Source organism: Pseudoalteromonas sp. JC28 (assembly GCF_013319255.1).
GTDB lineage: Bacteria > Pseudomonadota > Gammaproteobacteria > Enterobacterales > Alteromonadaceae > Pseudoalteromonas.
Genome location: NZ_QOKX01000011.1, coordinates 35834 through 61524, shown reverse-complemented (window position 1 = coordinate 61524; position 25691 = coordinate 35834). Strand labels below are relative to the sequence as shown.

Here is a 25691-nt window from a genome sequence, read left to right as displayed (position 1 = left end):
CGATTTATCTAAATGATGAGATAACGCGAAACTCGTTTTATCTTGTGCCTTGTGGCATCCTTACATTCTACTCCACAAAAGACTAATTTAGGATCCAATATTTATGTCTCAGATCCCTCAAAATCCGTTGATCTTGGTTGATGGTTCTTCCTATTTATTTCGTGCTTATCATGCGCCACCACATTTAACAAATTCGAAAGGTGAAGCAACTGGTGCGATCTACGGTGTGATCAATATGCTTAAGAGTTTGCTTAAGCAATATCAACCAAGTCATATGGTAGTAGTCTTTGACGCTAAAGGGCCAACTTTCCGCAACGAAATGTATAGCGAGTATAAAGCGCATCGTCCGCCTATGCCGGATGATCTGAGAACGCAAATTGAGCCGATCCACGAAATAATTAAAGCAATGGGCCTGCCACTGGTAAGTATTAGTGGTGTCGAGGCCGATGACGTGATCGGTACATTCTCTAAAATAGCGTCAGAGCAAAGTCGCCATGTGCTAATCAGCACTGGTGATAAGGATATGGCGCAATTGGTCAATGAACATGTCACGTTGATCAACACAATGACGAATACGATCTTAGACCCTGAAGGGGTAGTGGATAAGTTTGGTATTGGTCCTGACTTGATCATCGACTATCTCGCGTTAATGGGAGATAAGGTCGATAATATTCCGGGCGTACCTGGCGTTGGTGAAAAAACGGCATTGGCGATGCTGCAGGGATTAGGCTCTATTGACTCGCTTTACGAAAACTTAGACAAAATTGCTGATTTAGGTTTTCGTGGCTCAAAAACCATGGCGAAAAAACTAGAGGAACACCAAGCGCAGCTAAAACTGTCGTATGAATTAGCCACCATTAAGCTGGATTGTGAAGTAGAGCAAGACTTAGAGCAATTTAAGATAGCTGAGATGGATAAAGATCGCTTAATCGAGCTATATGGTCAGTGTGAATTTAAGCGTTGGTTAGCTGAATTGCTGGATGGTCAGTCACAAGCTGATATCGTTGATGTGGAGGCTGAAGGGTCGGCGCCTGCGGCAGCGCAGGTCGACACCCAGTACGAGACCATTTTGACAAGAGCACAGCTTGATGACTGGGTAACTAAGTTAAAAGCAGCCCAGCTCATCGCTTTTGATACTGAAACCACCAGCGTTAACTATATGCAGGCGGATCTAGTTGGAATGAGCTTTGCGGTTGCACCGGGCGAAGCGGCTTACTTACCGATCAATCACGACTATGTGGGAGCACCTGAGCAGCTTTCTCAAGACATAGTGTTCGAGATCATGGCACCGCTACTTGCAGATCCTCAGATCAAAAAAGTGGGTCAAAATTTAAAATATGATCAAAGTGTGCTTGCTCGTGCAGGGCTTGAACTGCAGGGGATCGCTTTTGATACCATGTTAGAGTCTTACGTATTTAACAGCGTAGGAACTCGCCACGATATGGACTCCTTGGCGCTAAAATATTTAGGCCATAAAACCATTAGCTTTGAAGACATCGCAGGCAAAGGTAAGAACCAACTGACCTTTAATCAAATTGAGCTAGAAAAGGCGGCACCTTATGCAGCGGAAGACGCAGACATTACGCTGAGATTGCATCAACATCTCTGGCCGTTAATTGAAAAAGAAAATCGCCTTAAGCAGGTATTTACAGAGATTGAATTACCACTGCTGAGCGTACTTTCTCGCATTGAACGCACCGGTGTGCACATCGATGGCGATATGCTAGCGAAGCAAAGTATCGAGATTGAAAAACGCTTAGGTGAGCTTGAACAACAAGCTTTTGAAATTGCAGGTGAGGAGTTCAACCTGAGTTCAACAAAGCAACTACAAGCGATACTGTTCGACAAACTTGAGCTGCCAGTGATTAAGAAAACGCCAAAAGGCGCGCCTTCAACGGCCGAAGAAGTGCTACAAGAGTTGGCGCATGATTATCCACTGCCAAAACTTATTATTGAGCACCGTGGCTTGGCTAAGCTGAAATCAACCTATACCGACAAATTACCAAAATTGGTTAATGCGGATACCGGTCGCGTGCACACTTCTTATCATCAAGCCGTTACCGCAACGGGCCGTTTAAGCTCAAGTGATCCTAACTTGCAAAATATTCCGATCCGTAATGAAGCGGGACGTCGTATTCGTCAGGCATTTGTTGCCGACAATAATAAACAAATCGTTGCTGCGGATTACAGCCAAATCGAGCTTAGGATCATGGCACATTTGTCACAAGACAAAGGGTTGTTGAGTGCCTTTGCTGAAGGTAAAGATGTACACAGTGCAACGGCGTCTGAAGTGTTTTCCGTGCCGCTTGAGGAAGTGACTTCTGATATGCGCCGCAAAGCCAAAGCGGTTAACTTTGGTCTGATCTATGGCATGAGTGCGTTTGGTCTGTCACGTCAGTTAGATATTCCAAGAAATGAAGCGCAACATTATATGGATATGTACTTTGAACGCTTCCCTGGTGTATTAGAGTATATGGAGCGCACGCGTGAAGAGGCTGCTGATAAAGGGTATGTAGAAACCTTATTCGGTCGCCGCTTGTATCTACCGGATATCAATGCGCGTAATGGCGCTCGCAGAAAAGCAGCAGAACGTGCAGCCATCAATGCACCGATGCAGGGCACTGCGGCGGACATCATCAAAAAAGCGATGATTAAAGTGGATGAATGGCTACAAAGCTGTGATAGCAATGATATCCAGTTGCTCATGCAAGTGCACGATGAATTGGTGTTTGAAGTACACAGCGATAAAGTTGCTGAATACAGTGAAAAAATCTGTGAGTTGATGAGCGCTGCGGCAGTACTTGATGTACCGTTATTAGTTGAAGCTGACAGTGGTGATAACTGGGAACAAGCACACTAGTCGATATTAAAATCTACCCGAGTTGCACTATGCGTTTAGATTAGTGCAACTTCATTCATCTTTGTTTGCAAGTATACACTAGCAGCACAGCGTCTTAATTTTGTAGCTTCTGTTAATCCCTAGTAACAAAAAATAAATTAACGTTGAAAGTTTATCAAATTGGCTCAAGTTTTGCTTTTTGGTGTTTATTTCTGGACGTCTATTTGTTAGAGTTCGCGCCGTCCTCATCCTGTAGGACATCCTGTTGATGATGTATCTCTCGAAAGAGGATACAGTGTATTGATAGCTTCTCCCCAGATTGCTATAGCGGCTCGTAATTTTTACGGGCCGTCTTTTTCTTCTCTTATCAAAGATGATAGCAATTGATTTAACTCCCCAATCAATGTGCATATGAAACCCCTATTAACTTCGTTAAAAATTGATCGTTTAGGGTAGCTAAATCACAACGTTTTTGCTTGGCTACTAAGGCTATTTTCTCGCTATAAAGTGAATACGATGGGCGTAAAAGTATTCCAACATAACGACGAGTTTATGATTAAAGGTTTATTTAATTTGCACTGCGTTTTACACTGAGCGCTCAAATGCAATTCACTCTCATTTCATAAGGAAGTCGTCATGCTAAAGTACCTTCTTTTAGGTAGTGCACTTATTTCTTCTCAGGCGTTCGCAGCTTGGCAATTTAATCAACAACAAAGCGATGTTAGTTTTGTGTCTGTGAAACAAACTAGCGTTGCAGAAGTACATCATTTTAAAACGATAGATAGTACATTATCTGCCAAAGGCGAGCTTGAAGTTAATATTGACTTGGCAAGCGTTGAAACGATGATCCCGATCCGTAATGAACGCATGCAAAAGATGCTGTTCAATGTAGCGCAACACCCAAAGGCGAAAGTTAACGCTGATGTTTCTGAAGTGCTTGCTAAACTTAAAGCTGGTACACAAAAAATCAATGATGTAACAGCAACATTGACACTGCATGGTCAGATCCAAAAGATCAGCCTAGACTTATTGGTAACGAAAAGTGCTAATGGCTTGGTGGTTACACCGGTAAATGCATTTATTCTCGATTCTAAGCAGTTTGGGTTAGATAAAGGAATTGAAGCGCTACGAGAAATTGCGGGTCTGAAGACTATCGCGACTAGCGTGCCTGTTAGCTTCAACTTGGTTTTTGATGAACAAAATTGATGCGTTAATCAAACAGTATGTTACGACTCATGCGCCGACCGAAAATTGGTCGGCGCCGTCGTGCGGTTTTTCTGACATAAAAATTGCTGCGGATGGTCGTTGGTTTCATCAAGGGCGTGAAATTAAACGGCAATCACTTGTTGCCTTGTTTGCTAGTGTTTTAACCTTTGATGGTCAACAGTATTGGTTAAAAACACCAGCAGAAAGTTGTGAGATTGAGGTGCTTGCTCATCCTTTTATTATCGAGCAATGGCGTTATTGTGATGAAGCATCGGCTTTGGAGTTATCACCTTGTATTATCGCGATAGATAATTTAGGCCGTGAGTGGCCCATTTGTGATGTGTTTCCACTAGCCCTTGAGCATGTTAATGGAGGAGATATTCCATTTCTCACACTCAATTATGGTTTAACCGCTAGAATTTCACGAAATGTCTATTATCAGTGGGCTGAATTGCTCGAGGAAGATGAAAAAGGTCTTTATCTGATGTCGGCAAAGACGCGCTTTTATCTTAGCTAAGCGCGCCCTACGTTTGATTATTCGCTCGCTTCTTCTTGAGCTTCTTTCACAAACGGACCTAAGTACCAATCATCCAGTTTCCACGCCAATTCGTTCAATCCGATACCTTTCAAAGAAGAAAACGCGTGAACGGTGATATCACCGTCTATTTCAGCTAGCGCTCGACGTACTTGTAGTACTTCTGCTTTGCGCTTACCTTGTTTTAGCTTATCGGCTTTGGTCAACAACGCTAATACCGGTATATTGCTGCCAGTCGCCCAGTTGATGAGATCCATATCGAGGTCTTTAAGAGGGTGACGAATATCCATTAATACCACAATCCCTTTAAGACATTTGCGGCGTTGTAAATATTCACCTAATGCTTTTTGCCATTTCTTTTTCATCTCTAATGGGACTTTCGCAAAGCCATAGCCAGGTAAATCAATCAAACGCTGATCTTCACCTAGAGAAAAAGTATTAATAAGCTGAGTCCGGCCAGGTGTTTTACTGGTGCGTGCCAGCTTTTGGTCTGTAAGCGTATTGAGCGCGCTCGACTTACCAGCGTTAGAACGACCCGCAAAAGCAACTTCAATTCCAGTGTCTGGTGGCAGTTTACTGATATCTGGGGCACTTGTGATAAATTGTGCCTGATTGTATTTAACGCGAGATTTTAGCACGCTGACTCCTAACTGATTAAACTTTCGCGGATGGAATTGCGTATTTTATAACAGTATGACGGAAACCAAAAGCATTGTGAGATTTGTTCTAAACGCCGCTTTTGTCGCTAATTGACCAAACCGTCGTCCCAATATTAATTAATCTAGGTCAAGTCCCTATAAATTATAAGCTTAATATGGGCAGAAAACGTGCCAGAGAAAGTAATATCGTGTAGAATGTAGAAATTGCAATGTCAATCTAAAGTGTATACCTATCAGTAGTCACTACTGAGCAAGGCGTATTTAGATGGATCGGTGCTGTTTGGCGTTATATTTGCTAAGTTTGCATGTATGATTCATCTGATTAACATAACAACCTAATTAGTACTGATTGGTATTATTTGCCCGAGCAATAAAGAGAGCGACTTTGTTCGCGAGGGTACAAATTACAGGGTCGGAAACAGAGAATTTACCATGAAAAAAATAGCATTAACTTTAACAATGTTGCTTGGTACGTTGTCAGCAAGCAACGCATCGGCATTCGATGGTGACGCGGAAGCAGGTAAAGCAAAGTCTGCAACGTGTGCAGCATGTCACGGTCCAGATGGCAATGCCCCTGTGACTATGTATCCTAAAATCGCAGGTCAGCATGCAGATTATATCTATAAGCAGCTACAAGAGTTTAAGCTAGGTATGACGTCTGGTGGTAAAGAAGGGCGTATGGATCCTGTGATGAGTGGTATGGCTATGCCGCTGTCAGATCAAGATATGAAAGATTTAGCTGTATATTTCTCTTCTTTACCTATGTCTGCGGGTTCAACGCCTGAAGATGTTGTTGCTTTAGGTCAAAAGCTATACAAAGCGGGTGATGCTGAGCGTGGTATTCCAGCTTGTGCTGCGTGTCACGGTCCTCGTGGTAATGGTACTTCTTTAGCTAAGTTCCCGAAAGTGTCATTCCAGCACCCTGAGTACATCAAATCACAGCTTGAGAAGTTCCGTGATGGCACTCGCAACAATGACATGAATGGTATGATGCGTGATATCGCGAAGAAGCTTACGGATAAAGACATCGAAGTATTATCTAAGTACTTAGGTGGTCTACACTAAAGTCGTATAGTGAGTTTACCTCTCTCAGTGTAAACTCCTACTATTGAAAAAAGGGCAGCATAGGCTGCCTTTTTTTGTTGTTGAAGTTGTGAGATATATCTCACTTTTAATGTGAGATATTTGCTCGTGCAACATGTGAGTTTTAGCTTATTTTTAAGCTGTTGTTCAGTGTAAGTTTATGTAATTCATCTTTTTTCTGTTTAATTAAAAAAATTAAGGTAAGAAATTTGTTATTAAACAGTTGTAACTCAAGCTCAGGAGCGTAGATTATTCGTTGTCGCCAAGCAATACAAAAAAAGGGACAATTCGATACGGAAGCGTAGGTGGCAAAGTTATGTATCTAGTTGGATACGAAGGACTATCAAGAAAGCGTCAGGAAGGCCGAGAATAAGAAAATCACGGAAGTCTCATAATAAAAACAATATGGAAAGTGTCACGGAAGTCTAAAATAAAAACAATACGGACGACAATAAAATAAAAAGAATAATAATAAGACTTAAAAGTCGAAGGGAGAAGTGTCCAGTTGTGACGCTCAGATTAGTAGGCGGTAGAGAGTGATCTCTGCCGCCTTTTTATTTGGTTGCCTCTATTATACCTGATACAATAGCCGCCTTATTAAGCAATCACTGTTGACCATTGCAAGATTCAACTCTATTCAGTTGTGGCCTGTGCCAAGGTAATCAGCTTGAAGCCTACCATCAAGACAAGTATCGACTGTACTGGCAATGTCAAACCTGCCAGTTGGTGATGGTTGATCCCAAGTCGAGATTAACACCAGCTCAAGAAAAGGCCATTTATGATAGCCATGAAAACGATCTGGCTGATGAAGGCTATCGTCGCTTTCTAGCACGAGTGGCGGATCCACTGTTGGCACGTTTGGTGATACCAAGCCAAGGCTTAGATTTTGGCTGTGGGCCAGGGCCGCTGCTTGCGAAAATGCTTGAAGAAGCTGGGCATCAAGTTGCTTTGTTTGACCTGTACTATGCTAATGATGCCAGTGTACTGACTCGTCAGTACGACTTTATCGTCAGTACAGAAGTGGTGGAACATTTAGCAGAACCGGCAAAAGTATTAACGCAATTGTTAGCATGCTTAAAAGTGGGAAAGCCGCTAGCCTTGATGACCAAGCTCGTCATTGATAAAGCACGCTTTGCGAATTGGCACTATAAAAATGACCTGACACATATTTCATTTTTTAGCCAAGAAAGCTTTGCGTATTTTGCCGCGCAGCAGGATTGTGAATTAGAATTTATTGGGAATGATGTCATCATTCTCACCAAGCGTAGTTAACGCGAGAATTTTGGATAACCAATTATGACCAGAAAGAAAAAGACACGTAAAGTTGCAGCCAATGGAACACCAAGGCTGAGTAAAGAAAAGCTACAAGCGTTACGTGCACTCAAAGAGCAGCGTAGCAAAAAAACCAAAGGTAAAAAGCCGGGTTCTAGAAATGCACCAGAGATCCTAGTGAAAGAGCAATCAAACACGACGACCAATAAAGATCCGCGTGTTGGTAGCAAAAAGCCCATTTCTTTGGTTGCAGAGCCACAACCGACTAAGTCGAATACACAACCAGAGATGAAGCGCCATCTACAGCCGCAAGTTAAGTTAACTACAGCGGTAGAGACGTTAACTCCAGAGCAAGAACTTGAGCAGTTAGAAAATGATGAACGCTTGATGGCGCTACTTGAACGCCATGAGCGCGGTGAACTGCTAACAGGTAAAGATGCGAAATACTTCAATCGCGGCATTGCACGTCATCAGGAGCTATGTGAGATCTTAGGAATTGATGATGAGTTTGAAGAAGGCGATATGCTAGAAGATGATCCAATGGATCAGTTTATGAGTAATGATCTAGCAAATGAATGGTTAGATGACGACTTTGAGGAAGATGATAAGTAATGAATACTGCATGGATCATCGCAATCATTATTGGTGCCCTGATTATTGCTGGACTGGCGTTTTACGCGGGTAAATTACTATGGCAACTGAAGGTGCAAAAAGAGCAGATTGCCAAACATCGCGAGCAAAAGGCTGCTGAGCTTGAAAAGTCACGGCAGCAGCGCAATGGAAAAATTGCGGATAGCGTTAACTTGATCGCGCGTGCGATGAAGGAAAAACAATGTGAATATTCTGAAGGGTGCTTACGAGTTTGGGTACTCATCTCGCAATATAGCTTTGACGAGGAAGTTGACTTACAACAAAGTTATCCTGGTGTTTATCAGATGTATGATGAAGTCAAAGAAATGCCAACTCATGACGCGCGTAAGAAGTATTCTAAAAAAGAGATTTTCAAAATGGATAGCCAGCGTTGGCGTGCTGAAGAGCGCCTAGAAGCGGAGATCTTACAGGACTGTGAAAAGCTGATAGCGCGCTTTAAAGCGGCTGCTGGCAGTGAAAATGTTGTGTTTCAGTAAGTTGGCTTTGGAAAACGGCTAAGTGAATCTTTATCCAAACTTCAGATTAAACGCCCCAAGTGGGCGTTTTTAGTTCTAAATGAGAAATTTTTAACGCAGCTAGGGTTAGGTTTACTCTTTCAACAAGTTGAGTAAGTATTAAGTCAAATAGATATGACTTTACTGTGCGATGTATTCACACTCGGTTAGCACTAAGGCGTCTTTGCATTGGTAATATACTTCCACTTGTTGTCCTTTGCTTAAATCCTTGTGTAGTGTTTCCATCAAAGTGAAAATAAGTTTCTTGTCATCAAACTGAGTCAGCTTGACAGCATCAAAACCAAAGAACTTTTGCACCGTGCTATAAAGTGCCTTAAATATGCTCTCTTTGGCCGAGAAAATAACAGTCAACGGGCAGTGCACTTGCTCGCCGAACAGTGTAAAAATTTCAGCTTCTTCAGGATGTAGAATTTGTCGTTGTAGTTCGACTTCTTGCTTCGGTTTCATATCTCTTTCGATATCAATGCCTAAGCCTTTCACGGCGATATCATCTGTAGCAATCGCAGCCGCGATCCCTCGAGTATGCGTGATACTGGCAACAATATTAGCAGGCCAGATAGGCGCCCGATCAGAGCCGTTAAGCAGTGTAAAGTCACCTTGTCCAAAATGCGCTAGGCAAGTTTTGGCACATATTCGTCCCGCTAAAAACTCGGCTCGCCTTTTCGCTACCGCTTTATCAAGTGAAGCGGGCAGGAGTATATTTTGCTGTTCAAAGGAATGCGCGTCAAAGCTGTCAGGATCAAACTGAATGCAATGAAAATGGTGTGAGAGATAGGGGGTAAATAGGTGACTCTGAGTGCTTTGCAAAGCTGACTCCCGTTATTCGTATCCATTATTACAAGGCTGATATTGCGCCTCTAATTCGCTTTGGACGCTTAGTGTGCATGAGCTAAGCGTCCATAGCAAGATATGAACGAGAGATTGAAAGTTATTTTAGCTTACTTGCAACTGACACCAGTTGCAGGGCGAGGCTTGATACTTTTTCAGCAAGCTCTGGGTCTTTAATTTTACCTTGGTCATCAAATACATTAAATGCGCTAGGTACAGCCAATTGGTCTGCGAGTACTAAACTGCCAATGCCAGATAACACATCGCGGACATGGTTTAGACCGCGTAATCCACCTAAGCCGCCTGGTGAGGCTGCATAGAGTGCCACTACTTTGTTTCTAAATGCTGGCACTGCACCTTGTTCTGTTCTAGAGGCCCAGTCTATTGCGTTCTTGAGCACCGCAGTGAAAGAACCATTGTATTCTGGGCTTGCTAATAGAATACCATCGGCATCGCGCAGCTTGTCTTTTAAAAGTTGAGCACCTTTTGGTGTGCCTTGCGCTTCAAGATCTTCATCGAACATTGGAATATCTAAATCTTGTAACTTGATCACTTCTACTTCTGCGCCACTTTCTAGTGCAAAGTTTGCCGCGGCTTGGATGAGTAATTGGTTGTAGCTGTCTTTTCTTAAACTGCCTGCGAGTGCGATAATTTTTGCTGTAGTCATCTTGCTGATACCTTATTTTGTTTCGTTAAAGTGATAGTAGCAAAATTTTACTTGCACAAAACCGAAATAAACGCAAAGCTTGTGTGCATATATGCACAGAGGTGGTTATGGATAAATTCACAGATTGGCAGGATCTTAAGGTCGCTTATACGGTTGCCAAGCTTGGTACCTTATCAGCGGCGGCAGAGCATTTAGAGATCCACCACAGTACGGTACTGAGGCGAATAAATAGCTTAGAAGAAGCACTGGGAACGCGGTTATTTCACCGTCATGCCCGAGGTTATCAGGTAACACAGGCAGGAGAAAAGTTACTTGCGACGGCGAGTCAAATAGACGAGCGCTTGATGGAGTTGAGTACTTCTATTGTTGCTTCGGACAGCCAGCTTAGAGGTAAGCTTTTGGTGACAACGGTCAGTGGTTTTATGGATATGCTGTCGGAGCCTTGTTTGACTTTTCAGCAATTACACCCACAGGTACAACTTGAAGTCATTCTCGACCAAAAGCGTTTACGCTTAGATCATGGACAGGCGCATGTTGCGGTGAGGGCAGGACCAAAGCCCGATGAGCCCGACTACATAGTGCAGCATCTAAATACTTTAGAAGCAGGCTTGTATGCGTCTTCAAGCTATATCAAGCGTATGGGGATCCCTAAAACACTTGAAGCGTTACAGGCGCATTATTTTGTCTCTGGTGTGGCCGGGTTTAATGCAAGAGTGCCATATTTCGCTTGGGTAGATGAACATATCCCTGAGACACAAGTGACACTTAGGGTATCTGAAACGTCAGACGCGTCGCGTGCCATTGTTAACGGTTTAGGTATTGGTGGGCTACAGCATGATGTGGCAAAACGTTATCCAGATTTACAGCCGGTGTTGCATGATGAGTTAAAATGGTTAAGCCAAGTTTGGCTAGTTACCCATGTACTGGTTCACCGAACTGCAAAAGTACAGGCATTGTGTGACGTGTTAAAGCGCCATTTTGCTAATTTGAGTTGAGGCTAATAGATTGAGATCAGGCGCTATTTTTCCAGCTTTTTGCAGCTAACTTTACTGAGCACGACATAAGTATCCTTTTTCGGATAGTAGAGTACACACTGGGTGTCACGAAGCTGCAAGATGAAACTCTCATAAGCGAGATTATGGGCACCTAAAATTGGACTGCCATTGCCATCTAGGCTTTGGCCATGCTCAAGCAGTAGTGTTGGACTACGTTGAAAAACGGTGCTTGCGAGCGTCGGTGGTACGCCGCCTTTGAGTTTTACTATAGCTTGCTTGAGTTGTGATAACACCTCGGGCGTAGAAGCCGAGAGTACAGCCTCATTAACCGAAGTTGATGCAGGCGCGCTATTGCATGCTTGCATCAATAAAGCCAAAGCGATGATTTTCACCGCTTTTAGCGGCGCCATTATTGCGGCTCCTTAGGCTTCATTAAAATTGCATTTTCCCGCAGTGGATAGACTGGGAGCGTAACCGCATGCTCCTTATTTGGATACTGTGGCAGAGCAGTAGGCGCAAATTGCGCTACATTTGGGCAACGACCGGTATCTATATGTGTCAGTGCTGCGGCGAAAAGATCTTCCTCTTGACTGCCTAGCGGTGCTGAGAAGTCATCTGCGACAATACAGCCTGGCACTTGTGCGCTTAGGCCAATTTCACCACTGCTTGACGCTCCTGAAGGGGTAAAGCCATCGGCATAAGCATCAAAGCCCTTCGCATTTTCCGAACCAAACTGAATGGTATAGTAAACCGTGCCGCAGTTTTGCGCGGGCACAAAGCCATAGGGCTTACCTCGAGTGGTACCACCGATCAAAAAGACTTCAACATCAATGCCGCGCAGGCCATTAATTACATTTTCACTGGCAGAGGCCGTGCCTCGTGTCGAGAGGATATAAACTCTAGGTAAAGTTACGGTGGGTAAAGAGGTGGTTGTAAACTTGTTTTCAGCCCAGTTAATTGCTCTAGACTCAAAAGCGGTGCGCTCTTCTTCAGCAGTACGCTTGTCATTTAAGGTGCTATAAGTGAAGGTTTTGTTTAGGCTGCTGTTGCCCGCAACCATATAGCCTAGTTGCGCTGCCATAATGACGCGACCACCACCGTTGTAACGCATGTCGAGTACCAGATCGTCTATTTGCCGTGTTTTAAATAGATTAAATGCTTCAATTAATCCTTCTTGGGCTGTTGGAATAAATTGATTGAACTGCACATACCCAACCTGCTTGCCGCCATAGCTAATGACTTTAGCGTTTTGCACCGGTGAGGTTTCAATATCGACTGAAGTCAGGGTGACGGATTTTTCGTTGCCTGATTTATCTTCAAATACAAAGTTATGTGGCTCGCTTTGCTCTGGTGACAGGCCTGCATTCAGCGCAGCGGTATTATCACTTGAAATAAAGTCGACGCCATCTATCGAGAGGATCTTATCTCCACGTACGATCCCCGCATTCGCGGCTGGTGAATTAGGCTCTACTGCGGCGACAGTAAAGTTACGTGGTGGTGATGTGGATATGGCCGCCCAACGAATGCCATAACCGGTTGCAACACCCGATTGCGCTTCTTTTTGGAAGCTTTCATAAGATTCGTAGAAATGAAATTGATCTTTGGCATTGCCCGACGCCGTCGTTTGGTTTGTCTTTAATTGCTCGAAGTAATCAATAACAGTATCGAATTGTGTTGGGTCGTTATCTAGTACTTCGTCGTACCAAAGGTAGGTTTCGTTGGTAAAAGAGCGGAGCCACATTTTTTCATGCATCGCCGTACCAACCTTATCGGGATAAGGTTGGTCGTTGTTATATTTGTCTGTACCCGTCCTTGGGGAGGCGCAATAGTTAATTAACTGACTTGACGCAGGAAATTGATTAAACGTCCAAGTGGGCGGCTCGGTTTGTCCCGTGTTACTACCTGGGTTATCGGTGCCTAACGAATCGCTGCCACCGCCACCACAAGCGGCTAATAACAAGCTCATTGCTGTTGATGCGAAAACTAGAGTAATACGTTGCATCGTATTCACGTTCCTGTTTTAGTTGTATGACTAAAAACTAGCACCGCTTGGGTTATCTCGCAATCACTGTTTCTGCCAAGCCGTGAATAATTTCCGCTGTTGTGGAGAGATTTTTAACCCGTAGGTTTTTTCCATGTAAAAGTACGCATCAGCAATGCGTTTCCTAGCGTACTCTGGTGGTTCAATTCGGCGTAACTTAAAGTCAATCTTTACTGGACACGCGCCATAGTTTGCTTCAGTACTTGGTAACATGCCAAAACGAAAATTAGACCGATCCCCATTGATTTCACCAATCGCTGGAGCAAGGTTGTGAATATCTGCTTCCATCTTCCTGAATTGCTCACTGACTTTACGGCAGTGCTTTCTGCCGCCATCTTGCCAGCACTGCAACTGATGTCCAAATTCCCACGCGGGCATGATATGCTCCCACTCAATGCGCTGAGCACGGGCGTTTTCTTTGCCATTGCGAGTGTAAGGTAACCTCGGGGTATAACCACAACTTGCGGGATCAGGCACCAGCTTTTTGCCTTGCTTTTTGATATTACAATTACAATAAAGCGTGCGGGTATTGTCGGTAACTTGTTGTGATAAATGTTTCTTTGCTTTTGAGAAAGACGTGAACTCTTGAGCGTTAGCTGTTAATACAAATAAGCTAAGCGCTAAGATATAGCAATATCGTGACATAACCTCTCACCAAATGGTGGAATACAGGGAATGTCACTATATCAAAAAAATCATCAATACCAACAAGCGTGTACAGTAAGTCCCTTTATTTATTCGGTGCAGGGCGACGTTTTCGCCAAGGTGGAGATTGCAATAATAACAATATCCCTGTTAGACAAAAGAGTACACTCGTAGCGGCGAAGGAAATGAGCAAGGGGTTATTAAAATCCTCTCGTTCGTCGTAATCCATAATGTGTAGCATCCAAAAAAAATCAAAGATGCGCCACAACGTGCTACGCACCGTCACAACTTCACCGCTAGTTGCACTTAGATACAGCGTGGTGGAGAGGATATCGTTATATTCGACTCGCCAAACATCTTCCTTGTAACCTGCTTCTCTGGGGGCTGTGGCAAGTCGTTCAATATGGCTCACATCCGCTGTAATTAATAGGTGTTGCTTGGCCTGTTGTATTATTTGCTGTTGATTTGGAGTGGTAAAAGGTGCGCCTGTTATCCCGTTGAAAATGAGCTTTTCATCTTGGTTGAATTTGATGATGGGAGTATCGAGAAAATGGCCGAACTGGATTTGACGAACTTGCACCGTGCCTTGTACTAAATGATTGAGATCAGCTTGGTACGCGGCGGTGGGAAAGGGGTTATCTAAGCTTCTATGCGCTAAGTGTTTACCATGGATCTTTGCCAATGGGATCGCACTCATGACCAGCCCGCCTAATAGCCAAGCAAAGATCTGTAAAAACAATAAATAGCCAAGGTACTTGTGGAGTTTACGTGCGGGTTTTAGCAGTTTTTTAATCATCACAATATGTTATTCTAGTTGCTCGTGAGTATGATAACTATAATGCACGGTGCTTAGAATGTGACAAATTGTCGCATTGTCCAATAAGTAATGTCCTTATCACACTGATAAATAAGTCATTACTAGATTTAGCTTTACAAGGTAGCTTTTAATACATGTCTGAAATTCAATTTTTAAATGTCGATTTGGAACTGGAGTCAAAGCAGGATATCAGTGCGCTAGTTTCGGATTTAAAGAAAAATGCTATCGTGCTGCATTACGATCAAGATGACTATCGTCAATTGGCTCGAATCGAAGCAAATACTAATGAATTAACCCCTGATAAAGCGATTAACCAACTGTGTGAGTTAATTGAGTCTTGCTCTAAAGCGGCACTTAAGCAATGGCTAGGTTGTACCAAGCGAACTTTTGATATTGGCTTTAACTCAGGCAAGTCGCCAAAGTGCTTTTCGCAAGCACTACAGGCAGATACGTTGCTTAGGATCTCTGCAATAGGTGCCGGTATAGAAATTACTATCTACCCAGTAGAAGAATAAAAACTCTAAAAGCTAGATTAAATAGTTTTATATGTTAACTATGTTAATGTATTGATAATTTATTTTTGTTGTTTTATCTTGTTTATTCCACAACACGGATTATTTCTAGGAACGCAAGATGAAACAACATGTAACCCTCTCTACCCTAATGATAGCCATGCTCGGCGGAATGTCTTTCGCAAGTTCTGCGGCAGACAAGGTTAACCTTAATACCTACAGTTCACTTAAGCAGCTTGATAAATTTAACGCTGCACCAGTTCAAGTTGCTGATATAAAGAAGCAAATTGCGAAAAAATTAGCGCTATCACTTAGTCAAATAGGTCCCCAAGTTCAAACTCAACTTAGCCAGTATCAGGATGCAGTTTCACTGGAGCAGCTACAAGTTCAGGGATCAACTAAGCAGCTCATGACAGAAGCGAGCCAGTACACTCGCTCATTAAAAGGCCTGACTGACTATAGCTCTAATCTATACCAGCTGCGTATTGCTTCTAGCGAAATGCTAACAAAGTGGCAACAAGGTGAAGTGCCATTAATTGCTTTTGCGCCTAAAGGTGATGATAAGCACTGGCAATATGTAGAGGCTTTTGATGAGCACGGTCAATTGCATTTACTTGACGCACATACAATGCCAGAGCGACCTGTGCTAGTTGTTGAACTTGATAGTGATAAGGTAAAACAAGAAGGCATTCAGGTAATGAAGCAAGTGTTTGCCAAGCAAGGCTTAGTAATGCCATCAATAGAAGTGCAGAGCAACGATGATGCAGAGCCGATTTCAACCAGTGTATTGAAGAAAATCAGACTAAATGACGATGAAGAGCCTTGGGTATCTGGGGCTGCGGAAGTTTACGGCATTGTAACAGGCGTCAACCCATCCCGAGATGAGCCCGTTCTAGATATTGTGGATATGCCATATTTGGATCACGATGGTACGGACTATACGCCTAATCAAATTATCATTCACTGGGAGCGATATCGTTGGCAAGCGGCAGATTTATTGCTGATGGAGCAAGACGACAATACTAACTATCAAGACTTAGCAACAACACTTTTGGATATTGTGACGCAAGTGATGCGCGCTATTCCTGATCCTAATGTTCAAGGCTATGCGATTATCCCGCAACTGACGAATCAATTGATCAAAGCGATGCCAAGCCATTGGTTTACTAACGATGATGACTACGTTGATGTGTTTTACACCTTGTTTGAAGGACAAACTTACAACGGGCATATGGGCGCAAGTGGTAATGCGAAAGTGACGATTGAGCCACTTACAATTAACCCTCGCTAAATATTAGCCAAATATGTTATTGAAAAAAGGCCAGTTACTGGCCTTTTTTATTTATAGTTACCAAATTGCTTCGACAAACTCTGGATGGTCTACAAATGGATTTCGGTTACCCTGAAATTCATAAGCCGCTTGGTTGCGCGCTTGCTCTAGGGCATCGACAGGATCTTCGTTATGCCATCTTTTTAGCATGTTGACGACCCAAGTTTCGAATACCTGGTGTTGTGTGCCATTGAGTACTGCATTGCTGTAGCTGGTATTATTTTGCCAGTTTGCAATCACATCTTGATAACGTGTTGCCATATAAAAGTAGACACGAGCAAAATCGCCTTTGAAATTGTCAATTGGCTCAAATACAGTGCCACTGTAATTAATACCAGATGCTGAACCTAGACGACTCCCGTTACTAGAGGTATAAGAAGCGCTTCCTACTTCACCAAATGGATAGTTACTGCGCTTTGAATTTACATAGCCATCAGAAGCAAAAATATGATGGATATCCGAATTCATCGGTTCTACTTGACCGCCAAACCAAGATTTGGGGAAGGAGTGTTCTCGGTTATAGCAATCGCCTTCGCTTCTGTAACTGCCGCACTGGGATCCTGTAGAAACATAGCTAACACTATCATTTGCCGTTGGCTTCTCAGAGTAGCGATCTAAGATGCTGTTATCTTTTTCAAAATGGCGATCGCGCTCGTTCTGATCGATAAAGCCCCAAATAGCAGAATAACCTTGTGATTGGTGGTTACGAATAATCTGGTGTAACTCTGTTTTCAGTGCATAACCGCTCAGTCCAGTAGTAGAGGCATAGTAACCATCGCCTGAAGGGGGAGGCGTGGTTGAGCCAAGCGTAAAGGTATGATCTTGACGATTGCTGAACTGGCCGCCGGAAGCGAGCGTTGTACCTGCATGCGTCAAGGTATATTGGCCATTACCATTGGTGCAACAAATTCCGTCGCCATAGCTGTCTAAAATCGTAAAGGTATAACTACCGTCGTTAAGGCATAAGTTTTCATTTACTGATTGATTATTGCTATAGCCACTACCACTAGCAACGGTTGTGTTTGCTGTATTAGTGATTTGCCAGCTTGTTTCGCTACCATAATTATCGGTCATCAAAGCGAGAGTGACACTATTATTTTGACAGCTCTGAGGCGGCTCTGGTGTGGTAGAAGTTGGACCAAAGCCGTCAACGTAGACAGTTTCATTACCGTCAAAACCACTGCCATCGTAAAAACGTAAGCCAACATTAATCGCAGTGGTTGCGGTTGCGGTATAGGTATAGCTAAGTTGTTGCCACTGCCCGACATTGAACTGATCTGAATAGCCATGATAGCCGTCCACCACTAATCGTGCTTTGACACCACCTTCCGTGTGATAGACCCAAGTGCTAAATTGATAGCTTTTACCTGCTTCAACGCTTACTTGCTGTTGTAAGTCTGTGCTACTTTGCGTTGCTGTGGTTACCTGCACCGCTGCGGCAAGATTACCGTCTTTTATTGGTGTCGTAACCGAGCTAAGTGTGATGCCCGAGTCTATCGTCGTCCATCCACTAGGGACTTGACCGCTCCAGCTCTCGAAACTGCCATTTGTAACTTCTGCAGCAGCGCTTAAGCTGAGTATTGAGCAATAAGAACTGAGTATTAGGTTTATATATTTCCCGTGTTTCATTTTTAGTCTCATTATTATGATTATCTGTATTATTGATTTGTCTGTGTATGACAGTTTGATTTTGCATCAAAACTGTTACGGCAATGTTAAACTTTTTAACGGTTAAATATCGAACTTCTTTTAATCTGTTTTCTTTGGACTTTTCAATCTTCAATAACTAAAAGGAATATAAAAGCAGATTCTATTCTTTTTGATCTCTCAATTTGCCACGTATGCTTCACGCTAATAAAAGTAGGCTACGCTCTGTGCGAGCCAGTTATGCAATGAGCAAGCAAAACCTTTTGGGTACGGGGATCCATGATGTTGTTAAGTCAACTTAATGCTGCAGCAAGTCCGCTGACACATGAACAACTGCAAAAACTACAAGGCTTAGTTGGAGAGTTAAATCCAATCCAACAGGCATGGGTAAGTGGCTATTTAGCTGCAACCGCAAATTCAGCTGCATTATCAGGTATTGCTGGACAAGCAACAGCGGGCGCTGACGAGTCTGCACCTCTGACTATTTTATTTGGTTCACAAACTGGTAACGCAAAAGGGGTTGCAAACCAAATTAAAGCTCAGGCGGAAGCGCGTGGCTTGACGACTAAGTTGGTCAATATGGCTGACTACAAACCTGCCAACCTGAAGAAAGAGAAGTTCTTAGTGATTGCTGTCTCTACTTACGGTGAGGGTGAGCCACCAGAAGATGCAGAAGCATTGCATGAATTCTTAGCTGGTAAGAAGGCGCCTAAACTGGAAGGTGTAAAGCAAGCTGTGATTGGCCTTGGTGATTCAAGTTATGAATTCTTCTGCCAAACGGCAAAGGATTTTGAAGCGCGCTTGGCTGCCCTTGGTGCTGAAATTGTTGTGCCGCGAGCTGACTTAGATGTGGATTATGAAGCTGAAGCCGAGGCGTGGATCGCACAGGCGCTAGATGCATTAGAGCCTGCGCTTAAAGCTCAGCAGCAAGCAGGTGGTGGTAACGTTATCAGCATGCCGTTTGGCGTTCCTCAGGCAGCAGTAAGTCAATATACAAAGCAAAACCCATTTGCGGCTGAGCTGAGTGTGGTACAAAAGATCACTGGCAGAAACTCAAGCAAAGATGTGCGTCACATTGAAATTTCCCTTGAAGGTTCCGATATCACTTATCAGCCGGGTGATTCACTTGGCGTGTATTTCTTAAATGACCCACAAGAAGTGGCGGCGGTGATCGATGCCTTAAAACTCGACAAAGCACAAACCGTAAAAATAGGTGAACTCACCGTTTCATTAGAAACGGCGTTAATTGAACATCTTGAGCTAACACAGTCGTATCCTGGCTTTGTTGAAAAGTATGCGATTGCGACTGGGAATGAGGAGCTAAGCGCACTTGCAAACGATAAAGCGGCATTGCGTGCTTATATTGAAGAACGCCAAATCTTTGATGTGATAAAGCAAAACCCTGCCAACATTGAGGCGCAAGCGCTAGTTGATTGCTGTCGAAAATTACAAGCGCGCCTGTACTCTATCGCGTCAAGCCAAGCTGAGGTGGAAGAAGAGGTGCATTTAACCGTAGGTTTAGTTGAATTTGATACCTTTGGTGAAAAGCATTTTGGCGGCTGCTCAGGTTATTTAGCGAATCGTGCTGAAGAAGGCACGAAAGTGAAAGTATTCAGTGAGCACAACGATAACTTTAGATTACCTGTCGACAATGCCACACCTGTGATCATGGTTGGCCCAGGTACAGGTATTGCACCGTTCAGAGCCTTCTTGCAAGAACGTGAGGCGCGTGACGCTGAGGGTGAAAACTGGCTGTTCTTTGGTAATCCACACTTTACGGAAGATTTCCTTTATCAAGTAGAAATTCAAAAGTATGTAAAGTCGGGCTTATTAACACATGTAGATTTGGCATTTAGTCGTGATCAGGCAGAAAAGATTTACGTGCAAGATAGACTGCGCGAGAAGGGCGAAGCTGTATTTGCATGGCTTGAAAAGGGCGCTCATTTTTATGTCTGTGGTGACGCTAGCAGAATGGCCAAAGATGTACACCAAGCACTTATCGACATCATTAAAACCCATGGAGGGAAAGATGATGAACAAGCTGAGCAATATCTTAAAGCATTGCGTAGCGCAAACCGTTATCAGAAAGACGTTTACTAACGCGTCTTGTTATACCGTCAGCCAATTTTAATGTAGGAAAGACAATGAGCAACTCTGAAATCAAACCGAATAGTAAGCTCGATGCAAACGCAAAGTTTTCTGATAATGAGCGTTTGAAGTCACAAAGTGCCCACTTACGTGGCACAATTTCAACGGATCTGACCGATCAACTAACCGGTGGCTTTACTGCGGATAACTTCCAATTGATCCGTTTCCACGGTATGTATCAGCAAGATGACCGCGATATCCGCCCTGAGCGTACTAAGCAGCGCCTTGAGCCACTGCATAACGTGATGCTTCGCGCTCGTATGCCTGGCGGTATCATAAAGCCACATCAGTGGTTGGCGATTGATGAGTTTGCAGCGGATAAAACCATGTATGGCAGCATTCGTCTGACAACACGTCAAACTTTCCAGTTCCACGGTGTACTGAAGCCAAACATCAAAGGGATGCATCAGCTGCTGAATAGCGTAGGTATCGATTCTATTGCGACGGCGGGGGATGTAAACCGCAACGTGTTATGTACAACTAACCCGGTCGAGTCTGAGTTACACCAAGAAGCGTACGAGTGGGCGGCTAAAATTTCAGAGCACTTGCTACCCAAAACCAAAGCTTACGCTGAAATCTGGTTGAACGGTGAAAAAACCGAGACAACGGCAGAGCCGATTTTGGGTGATACGTATTTACCACGTAAGTTCAAAACTACTGTGACTATCCCTCCGAACAATGAAGTCGATGTGCATGCCAATGACCTCAACTTTGTTGCTATTGCAGATGAGGGCAAGCTAGTTGGCTTTAATGTGCTAGTGGGTGGTGGTTTGGCGATGACCCATGGTGACGTGAATACCTATCCACGTAAAGCAGATGAGCTTGGCTTTATTCCGCTTGAGCATACACTTGCCGTTGCTGAGCATGTGGTTTCTGTGCAACGTGACTGGGGTAACCGAGTAAACCGTAAAAATGCAAAAACCAAATATACGCTAGATACATTTGGTACTGAGGTGTTTAAAGCGGAAGTTGAAAACCGTGCCGGTATGACGTTTGAGCCAAGCCGTCCTTATGAATTCACTCACCGTGGCGACCGCTTTGGTTGGGTTGAAGGTATTGATGGTAAGCATCACTTAACGGTGTTTATCGAAAATGGCCGTATTTTAGATTTCCCAGATAAACCACTTAAAACAGGTTGTCGCAAAATTGCAGAAATCCACAAAGGGGATTTCCGCATGACTGCAAACCAAAACTTAATTATTGCTGGAGTTGCAGCTGAGGATAAAGCGCAAATCGAACAAATTGCCCGCGAGCATGGTTTGATAGATAGCGAGCATTCAGAGCAGCGTAAAAACTCGATGGCGTGTGTATCGCTACCGACGTGTCCACTTGCGATGGCAGAGGCGGAGCGCTATTTACCTGAGCTTGTGACAAAGGTAGAAGGGTTGCTCGCCAAGCATGAGGTTGCTGAAGAGAATATTATCCTTCGTGTAGTTGGCTGCCCTAACGGCTGTGGTCGAGCGATGCTAGCCGAGGTTGGATTCGTGGGTAAAGGACCTGGTAAATACAATATGTATTTAGGTGGTAACCGTGCTGGTACTCGCATTCCTAAGCTGTACTTGGAGAATGTCGGCGAAGACGTCTTCCTGCCAGCGCTAGATGAGTTGATTGGTCAGTGGGTCAGTGAGCGCAACGAAGATGAATGTTTTGGTGACTATGTCATCCGCAAAGAAATCGTTGCGGAAGTCAAAGTGTCAAAAACTGATTTCCACGCTTGATTTAGAACGGGCAGCTAGGCTGCCCATTGGATGAGAAAATGAGTGATTTTAAGCAAATATTGACTCTGGACAGCGCAACTCAGCGGATGCTACTGGCGGATGCTAATGCCCTACTGAGTGATAAAACTGCCGAGCAGAGAGTGGCTTGGGCACTGGAAAACTTACCGGATACTCACTTTTTGTCTTCTAGTTTCGGTATTCAAGCTGCGGTTATGTTACATCTTTTGACTCAACAGCAGCCTGATATCCCCGTGGTACTTACCGATACGGGCTATTTGTTTCCTGAGACGTATCAATTTATTGAATCACTGTCAGAGCGTTTGGCACTCAATCTTAAGATATACCGTGCTAAGCAGAGTCCTGCTTGGCAAGAGGCGGTGTATGGTAAGTTATGGGAGCAAGGCGAAGAAGGGATTAAAAAATACAATACCCTAAACAAAGTTGAGCCGATGACTCAAGCGTTACGGGAACTTAGCGCAGGCACTTGGTTCAGTGGCTTACGTCGCCAACAGTCTTCAACGCGTGCGGATAAGCCAATTGTTGAGCTCAGTCGCGGCACGGTCAAGTTTTACCCTATTATTGACTGGCATAATCGTGATGTGTATCAATATCTTACAAAGTTTGATTTGCCTTATCACCCGCTCTGGGAACAAGGTTATGTTTCTATGGGGGATGTTCACACCACCCGTAAGCTTGAACCCGGAATGACTGAGGAAGAAACACGTTTCTTCGGTCTAAATCGTGAGTGTGGGTTGCATATTGATGGTGATGGTATTTAGATCCTCAATGTTCATTTAGTAGATTTGAGTATGGCTGGTTTTTTGACTTGGAAATTCCCAGCGATCGGTCATACTTAGTCTATTATTTGTTCAAGGTCTTGGAGGTGGCTTTGATCTACTTTCCAAAGACGATGTTATTATTGCTACTTAGTTGTACCTTGTCTTTTGCTGGCCACGCTAAAACAGCGGAAGAAAGCAAAACGTTTATCAACTTTGCAGTGCAGTATTATCCTCCCTTTATTATCGAACATGCCCAAGAGCAGGGGGTGCTTATCGATATTTTCGAGCTGTTTGCAGCACAATATCATTACCAACCAAATTACCCTGTTTATCCAGAAAAGCGTTCGACTGTAGAAATCGAACGAGGAAATGTCGATGTGCGGATGGAGTCAGAGCATTGGTATCGTGGCACTATGCAAATGTGTTGGAGTGCGCCAATTTACACAATTGAAGACGTATTTGTTACACACAAGCAGGCTGAGCAATTTGATGTAAATGGCTTAAACGAGCATTTATTTTTAGGTCGATTTGGTTATACCTATCCTCAGCTAGAGCCGTATTTTGACAGTAATTTGCTGCAGCGCAAAGACTACTACTCAGAATTTGATATCTTGTCCGTGCTTGCAGGCGGAAGTGACAAAAGTCTTGCTTTTTCTATTGTTGGCGCACCAACACTACGTTGGTTACAGCTGAAATATCCAGTATTAAAAAGTACTATCAGCGTGCGCGGCGTTTCGGATGTCGCGCCGTTGCAATTGCAGTTTGGCCGCACTCAAAGAGCGAAAAAATTGTGTGATGACTTTAATCACTTTTATGCTGACTTTAAAAAAACGGAGCAATTTAAGCAGATACTGTTAAAGTATGGGCTCTAAGGAAAGTCAGAGTATGAAGATGAAAGCCGCAAGTTACTTAATGATTATGATAATGCTGGTGGCGTTAGCCAGTTTGTTTGTATTGAAGCGCCCTGATGGCAAGCCATGGTTAAATGTAAATTCGTTGACCAACAAGGTTGAGCAGCAGGTAACAGCATTAACGGATCAAGGTGTGACAGCGTTTGATAAAGTGAAAACACACACGAAGGAATTTGTGAGTGACGACACTCAGCAACCTACATCTGGGGTACAAGTGTATCGTTGGCAGGATGCTAAAGGACAATGGCATTACTCTGATAAACCCAATCCAAACGGCGAGTCGCAGTACTATCAATTAGATGAGCGTAAAATTACCGTGGTAGCAGCTGAAGACACAAGTATTCTGAATAAACAACCAGCGCAAGCTGTAAGTAAAGAAACCGCTTCGGCATTACCAACGGCATTAAATCCAAAAGCGGTAAAACAGGTGATGGAAGATGCGAAAAACATCCAACAGCTGATGGACGATAGAACGAAACAGCTTGAAAAGGCGCTGGAGGAAAACCAGCGCTAAAGTCGTTGTTCAATATATTCTGCAATGGCGAGACTTGCGGTCAATCCCGGTGACTCAATCGCCATTAAGTTAACAAAGCCTGATATTCCATGGGTTGCCTCGAACTGAATTACAAAATCACTTTGCTTTTCTTTGCTTAATTTAGGTCTTATCCCAGTGTAATCCGCTGTCAGTCTATTCTCATCCAGAGTCGGCCAGTATCGCTTTATTGCGGTGACAAAGCGCGCTTTTTGGGAGTCATCAAACTGATAATCTATGTTTTCAATGTAGTCGGTATCAGGGCCAAACTTGAGTTGCCCAGCTAAATCCAATGTCGCGTGTACGCCTAATCCATGCGTGTTAGGTAGAGGGTAGATGAGCTGTTGAAATGGGTGCTTACCATGATAGCGATAGTAACGGCCACGACAATAATAGGCGATGGCTTTGTCGCTATCGCCGGTAATTTTATTGAATACATCTGGGGCATTCAGCCCCGCGCTGTTTATCAGCTGGTCACAGCCCATTTCGAACTGCTCGCCATTGCAGCGCATCGCAACAATAAAATCACTGCCTAATTGCTGTGCGTGAATAAACTCACTTTGCGTCGCAACAATCCCCCCATTACTTTCAATCTCAGCGATGAGTGACAGCATAAATTGGTGGCTGTCTACAATACCGGTGGAGGGAGAGAATAGTGCGCTATGTATTTTCAAATAGCTGAGCTGTTGCTCAATGGTCTTGGATGAAGCAAAGTCAATATCCGTGACAGAGTTAGCATGGGCACGCGTCTTAATTTGTTCTAGGCTTTTCGCTTCCTCTGCGTTTGTCGCAATAATGAATTTACCGAGTCGCTGAAAGGGAATGTTTAGCTGCTCACAGTGCGTGTAAAGGAGTGCTTTTCCTCGAACACAGAGCTGGTGCTTTAAGCTACCATAAGGATAGTAAATGCCCGCATGGATCACTTCACTATTACGGCTACTCGTATGCTCACCAATACGAGATTCTTTATCGATAACAATAACGCTGCGGCTCTGGCTGAGCTTTGCTGCTATCGCTAAGCCTACAACGCCTGCGCCAATAATTAGGGTGTCGACCTTTTCCACAAACTGAGTACCTTCATAAACGTAGACGCTCAGGGTGCAGTAAAACCAACCCAATATCAAGCTGGTATACGCTAATCTCGGTGCTCTCGACGCATTAGCAAAATGGTCAGATATATTTTAGTCGGTAAAGAACAAATGAGACCGAGCGCGACACAGCTCGCACCAATTATAAAACCGCTCGGACCAAGATCATTCAGCCAGTCGGTCGTTAACATGGTGTGGCCCGTGAAAATTAAAATCAATCCCGCTACGATGAGCATATGCAGAGGCCAAAGCTTTTGAGTTGACACAGTACCA

At 43.8% G+C, this 25691-nt stretch carries 25 protein-coding genes; 15 read left to right on the top strand and 10 right to left on the bottom strand.

Annotated elements, in window-relative coordinates:
- Window positions 1–103: 103 nt before the first annotated feature.
- From polA to DS891_RS21440, 3 genes are all read left to right on the top strand, one after another.
- Entirely contained in the window at window positions 104–2860 is a 2757-nt protein-coding gene (polA, locus tag DS891_RS21450) for a DNA polymerase I (protein ID WP_174170895.1), read from the top strand.
- Between the two features lie 615 nt (window positions 2861–3475).
- A complete protein-coding gene (locus tag DS891_RS21445; RefSeq protein ID WP_010607779.1) occupies window positions 3476–4045 on the top strand; it encodes a YceI family protein in 570 nt (189 codons plus the stop codon).
- Window positions 4032–4562, top strand: a complete 531-nt coding sequence (locus tag DS891_RS21440) for a DUF1285 domain-containing protein (RefSeq protein ID WP_174170894.1) — start codon at window positions 4032–4034, stop codon at window positions 4560–4562. The genes DS891_RS21445 and DS891_RS21440 overlap by 14 nt, the downstream gene beginning before the upstream one ends.
- A gap of 17 nt (window positions 4563–4579) precedes the next feature.
- Here the strand turns inward: DS891_RS21440 and yihA are convergent, their stop codons facing one another.
- Window positions 4580–5218: a ribosome biogenesis GTP-binding protein YihA/YsxC gene (gene yihA / locus DS891_RS21435; protein ID WP_010607781.1), complete on the bottom strand. Its 639-nt coding sequence runs from the start codon at window positions 5216–5218 to the stop codon at window positions 4580–4582.
- A gap of 453 nt (window positions 5219–5671) precedes the next feature.
- Between yihA and DS891_RS21430 the strand changes: the two genes are divergently transcribed.
- The 4 genes from DS891_RS21430 (at window position 5672) to DS891_RS21415 (ending at window position 8721) form a co-directional block, all read left to right on the top strand.
- Complete coding sequence (locus tag DS891_RS21430) at window positions 5672–6304, top strand: cytochrome c (protein ID WP_010607782.1); 633 nt, start codon at window positions 5672–5674, stop codon at window positions 6302–6304.
- Window positions 6305–6940: 636 nt separating this feature from the next.
- A complete protein-coding gene (locus DS891_RS21425) occupies window positions 6941–7594 on the top strand; it encodes a class I SAM-dependent methyltransferase (protein WP_010607783.1) in 654 nt (217 codons plus the stop codon).
- 24 nt (window positions 7595–7618) lie between these two features.
- Window positions 7619–8206: a Der GTPase-activating protein YihI gene (gene yihI / locus DS891_RS21420; RefSeq protein ID WP_010607784.1), complete on the top strand. Its 588-nt coding sequence runs from the start codon at window positions 7619–7621 to the stop codon at window positions 8204–8206.
- Window positions 8206–8721, top strand: coding sequence for a DUF2489 domain-containing protein (locus tag DS891_RS21415; RefSeq protein WP_010376294.1), 516 nt, complete (start codon window positions 8206–8208; stop codon window positions 8719–8721). Before yihI ends, DS891_RS21415 begins: the two co-directional genes overlap by 1 nt.
- Window positions 8722–8880: 159 nt before the next feature.
- Here DS891_RS21415 and DS891_RS21410 read toward each other — a convergent pair whose 3' ends face one another.
- Complete coding sequence (locus tag DS891_RS21410; protein WP_174170893.1) at window positions 8881–9567, bottom strand: 4'-phosphopantetheinyl transferase; 687 nt, start codon at window positions 9565–9567, stop codon at window positions 8881–8883.
- A 121-nt stretch (window positions 9568–9688) separates the two neighbouring features.
- On the bottom strand, window positions 9689–10255 hold the full coding sequence (locus tag DS891_RS21405; RefSeq protein ID WP_010607787.1) for an NADPH-dependent FMN reductase: 567 nt from the start codon (window positions 10253–10255) through the stop codon (window positions 9689–9691).
- Between the two features lie 107 nt (window positions 10256–10362).
- Here DS891_RS21405 and DS891_RS21400 point away from each other — a divergent pair, with 107 nt between their 5' ends.
- Window positions 10363–11250 carry a LysR family transcriptional regulator gene (locus DS891_RS21400; RefSeq protein ID WP_174170892.1) on the top strand — a complete coding sequence of 296 codons (888 nt, stop codon included), beginning with the start codon at window positions 10363–10365 and terminating at the stop codon, window positions 11248–11250.
- A 23-nt stretch (window positions 11251–11273) separates the two neighbouring features.
- Here DS891_RS21400 and DS891_RS21395 read toward each other — a convergent pair whose 3' ends face one another.
- From DS891_RS21395 to DS891_RS21380, 4 genes are all read right to left on the bottom strand, one after another.
- A complete protein-coding gene (locus DS891_RS21395) occupies window positions 11274–11660 on the bottom strand; it encodes a hypothetical protein (protein ID WP_010607789.1) in 387 nt (128 codons plus the stop codon).
- Complete coding sequence (locus DS891_RS21390; RefSeq protein WP_174170891.1) at window positions 11660–13252, bottom strand: S41 family peptidase; 1593 nt, start codon at window positions 13250–13252, stop codon at window positions 11660–11662. The genes DS891_RS21395 and DS891_RS21390 overlap by 1 nt, the downstream gene beginning before the upstream one ends.
- Window positions 13253–13315: 63 nt before the next feature.
- Entirely contained in the window at window positions 13316–13936 is a 621-nt protein-coding gene (locus tag DS891_RS21385) for an endonuclease (protein ID WP_174170890.1), read from the bottom strand.
- Window positions 13937–14021: 85 nt separating this feature from the next.
- Window positions 14022–14732, bottom strand: coding sequence for a hypothetical protein (locus tag DS891_RS21380; RefSeq protein ID WP_174170935.1), 711 nt, complete (start codon window positions 14730–14732; stop codon window positions 14022–14024).
- Window positions 14733–14887: 155 nt separating this feature from the next.
- Here DS891_RS21380 and DS891_RS21375 point away from each other — a divergent pair, with 155 nt between their 5' ends.
- Together DS891_RS21375 and DS891_RS21370 are read left to right on the top strand one after the other, a co-directional pair.
- Window positions 14888–15268 carry a hypothetical protein gene (locus tag DS891_RS21375; protein WP_010376275.1) on the top strand — a complete coding sequence of 127 codons (381 nt, stop codon included), beginning with the start codon at window positions 14888–14890 and terminating at the stop codon, window positions 15266–15268.
- 118 nt (window positions 15269–15386) lie between these two features.
- A complete protein-coding gene (locus DS891_RS21370) occupies window positions 15387–16556 on the top strand; it encodes a DUF3103 family protein (protein ID WP_174170889.1) in 1170 nt (389 codons plus the stop codon).
- A 57-nt stretch (window positions 16557–16613) separates the two neighbouring features.
- On the opposite strand, the gene DS891_RS21365 is transcribed toward DS891_RS21370, so the two are convergent.
- On the bottom strand, window positions 16614–18224 hold the full coding sequence (locus DS891_RS21365) for an endonuclease (RefSeq protein WP_174170888.1): 1611 nt from the start codon (window positions 18222–18224) through the stop codon (window positions 16614–16616).
- Between the two features lie 300 nt (window positions 18225–18524).
- Here DS891_RS21365 and DS891_RS21360 point away from each other — a divergent pair, with 300 nt between their 5' ends.
- The 5 genes from DS891_RS21360 to DS891_RS21340 all read left to right on the top strand — a co-directional run bounded on the left by DS891_RS21360 (window position 18525) and on the right by DS891_RS21340 (window position 24312).
- Window positions 18525–20342 carry an assimilatory sulfite reductase (NADPH) flavoprotein subunit gene (locus DS891_RS21360; RefSeq protein ID WP_174170934.1) on the top strand — a complete coding sequence of 606 codons (1818 nt, stop codon included), beginning with the start codon at window positions 18525–18527 and terminating at the stop codon, window positions 20340–20342.
- A 44-nt stretch (window positions 20343–20386) separates the two neighbouring features.
- A complete protein-coding gene (cysI, locus tag DS891_RS21355) occupies window positions 20387–22108 on the top strand; it encodes an assimilatory sulfite reductase (NADPH) hemoprotein subunit (RefSeq protein WP_174170887.1) in 1722 nt (573 codons plus the stop codon).
- A gap of 38 nt (window positions 22109–22146) precedes the next feature.
- Window positions 22147–22887 (top strand): phosphoadenylyl-sulfate reductase, encoded by a 741-nt coding sequence (locus tag DS891_RS21350; protein WP_174170886.1) that lies wholly within the window; start codon window positions 22147–22149, stop codon window positions 22885–22887.
- A 104-nt stretch (window positions 22888–22991) separates the two neighbouring features.
- Window positions 22992–23759: an amino acid ABC transporter substrate-binding protein gene (locus DS891_RS21345; protein WP_368032238.1), complete on the top strand. Its 768-nt coding sequence runs from the start codon at window positions 22992–22994 to the stop codon at window positions 23757–23759.
- A 13-nt stretch (window positions 23760–23772) separates the two neighbouring features.
- Window positions 23773–24312, top strand: a complete 540-nt coding sequence (locus DS891_RS21340; protein WP_174170885.1) for a DUF4124 domain-containing protein — start codon at window positions 23773–23775, stop codon at window positions 24310–24312.
- On the opposite strand, the gene DS891_RS21335 is transcribed toward DS891_RS21340, so the two are convergent.
- The gene (locus tag DS891_RS21335; protein WP_174170884.1) at window positions 24309–25394 is read right to left on the bottom strand and encodes an NAD(P)/FAD-dependent oxidoreductase; all 1086 of its coding nucleotides are present in this window, start codon (window positions 25392–25394) and stop codon (window positions 24309–24311) included. The genes DS891_RS21340 and DS891_RS21335 overlap by 4 nt on opposite strands.
- Before the next feature lie 71 nt (window positions 25395–25465).
- Window positions 25466–25684 carry a hypothetical protein gene (locus DS891_RS24655; RefSeq protein WP_102055937.1) on the bottom strand — a complete coding sequence of 73 codons (219 nt, stop codon included), beginning with the start codon at window positions 25682–25684 and terminating at the stop codon, window positions 25466–25468.
- Window positions 25685–25691: the final 7 nt, after the last annotated feature.

Bases quoted from the DNA above. Each gene is read 5' to 3' on its own strand.
- polA (WP_174170895.1), top strand. From the start codon at position 104: ATGTCTCAGATCCCTCAAAATCCGTTGATCTTGGTTGATGGTTCTTCC.
- DS891_RS21445 (WP_010607779.1), top strand. From the start codon at position 3,476: ATGCTAAAGTACCTTCTTTTAGGTAGTGCACTTATTTCTTCTCAGGCG.
- DS891_RS21440 (WP_174170894.1), top strand. From the start codon at position 4,032: ATGAACAAAATTGATGCGTTAATCAAACAGTATGTTACGACTCATGCG.
- DS891_RS21430 (WP_010607782.1), top strand. From the start codon at position 5,672: ATGAAAAAAATAGCATTAACTTTAACAATGTTGCTTGGTACGTTGTCA.
- yihI (WP_010607784.1), top strand. From the start codon at position 7,619: ATGACCAGAAAGAAAAAGACACGTAAAGTTGCAGCCAATGGAACACCA.
- DS891_RS21415 (WP_010376294.1), top strand. From the start codon at position 8,206: ATGAATACTGCATGGATCATCGCAATCATTATTGGTGCCCTGATTATT.
- DS891_RS21405 (WP_010607787.1), bottom strand. From the start codon at position 10,255: ATGACTACAGCAAAAATTATCGCACTCGCAGGCAGTTTAAGAAAAGAC.
- DS891_RS21400 (WP_174170892.1), top strand. From the start codon at position 10,363: ATGGATAAATTCACAGATTGGCAGGATCTTAAGGTCGCTTATACGGTT.
- DS891_RS21395 (WP_010607789.1), bottom strand. From the start codon at position 11,660: ATGGCGCCGCTAAAAGCGGTGAAAATCATCGCTTTGGCTTTATTGATG.
- DS891_RS21390 (WP_174170891.1), bottom strand. From the start codon at position 13,252: ATGCAACGTATTACTCTAGTTTTCGCATCAACAGCAATGAGCTTGTTA.
- DS891_RS21385 (WP_174170890.1), bottom strand. From the start codon at position 13,936: ATGTCACGATATTGCTATATCTTAGCGCTTAGCTTATTTGTATTAACA.
- DS891_RS21380 (WP_174170935.1), bottom strand. From the start codon at position 14,732: ATGATTAAAAAACTGCTAAAACCCGCACGTAAACTCCACAAGTACCTT.
- DS891_RS21375 (WP_010376275.1), top strand. From the start codon at position 14,888: ATGTCTGAAATTCAATTTTTAAATGTCGATTTGGAACTGGAGTCAAAG.
- DS891_RS21370 (WP_174170889.1), top strand. From the start codon at position 15,387: ATGAAACAACATGTAACCCTCTCTACCCTAATGATAGCCATGCTCGGC.
- DS891_RS21365 (WP_174170888.1), bottom strand. From the start codon at position 18,224: ATGAAACACGGGAAATATATAAACCTAATACTCAGTTCTTATTGCTCA.
- DS891_RS21360 (WP_174170934.1), top strand. From the start codon at position 18,525: ATGTTGTTAAGTCAACTTAATGCTGCAGCAAGTCCGCTGACACATGAA.
- cysI (WP_174170887.1), top strand. From the start codon at position 20,387: ATGAGCAACTCTGAAATCAAACCGAATAGTAAGCTCGATGCAAACGCA.
- DS891_RS21350 (WP_174170886.1), top strand. From the start codon at position 22,147: ATGAGTGATTTTAAGCAAATATTGACTCTGGACAGCGCAACTCAGCGG.
- DS891_RS21340 (WP_174170885.1), top strand. From the start codon at position 23,773: ATGAAGATGAAAGCCGCAAGTTACTTAATGATTATGATAATGCTGGTG.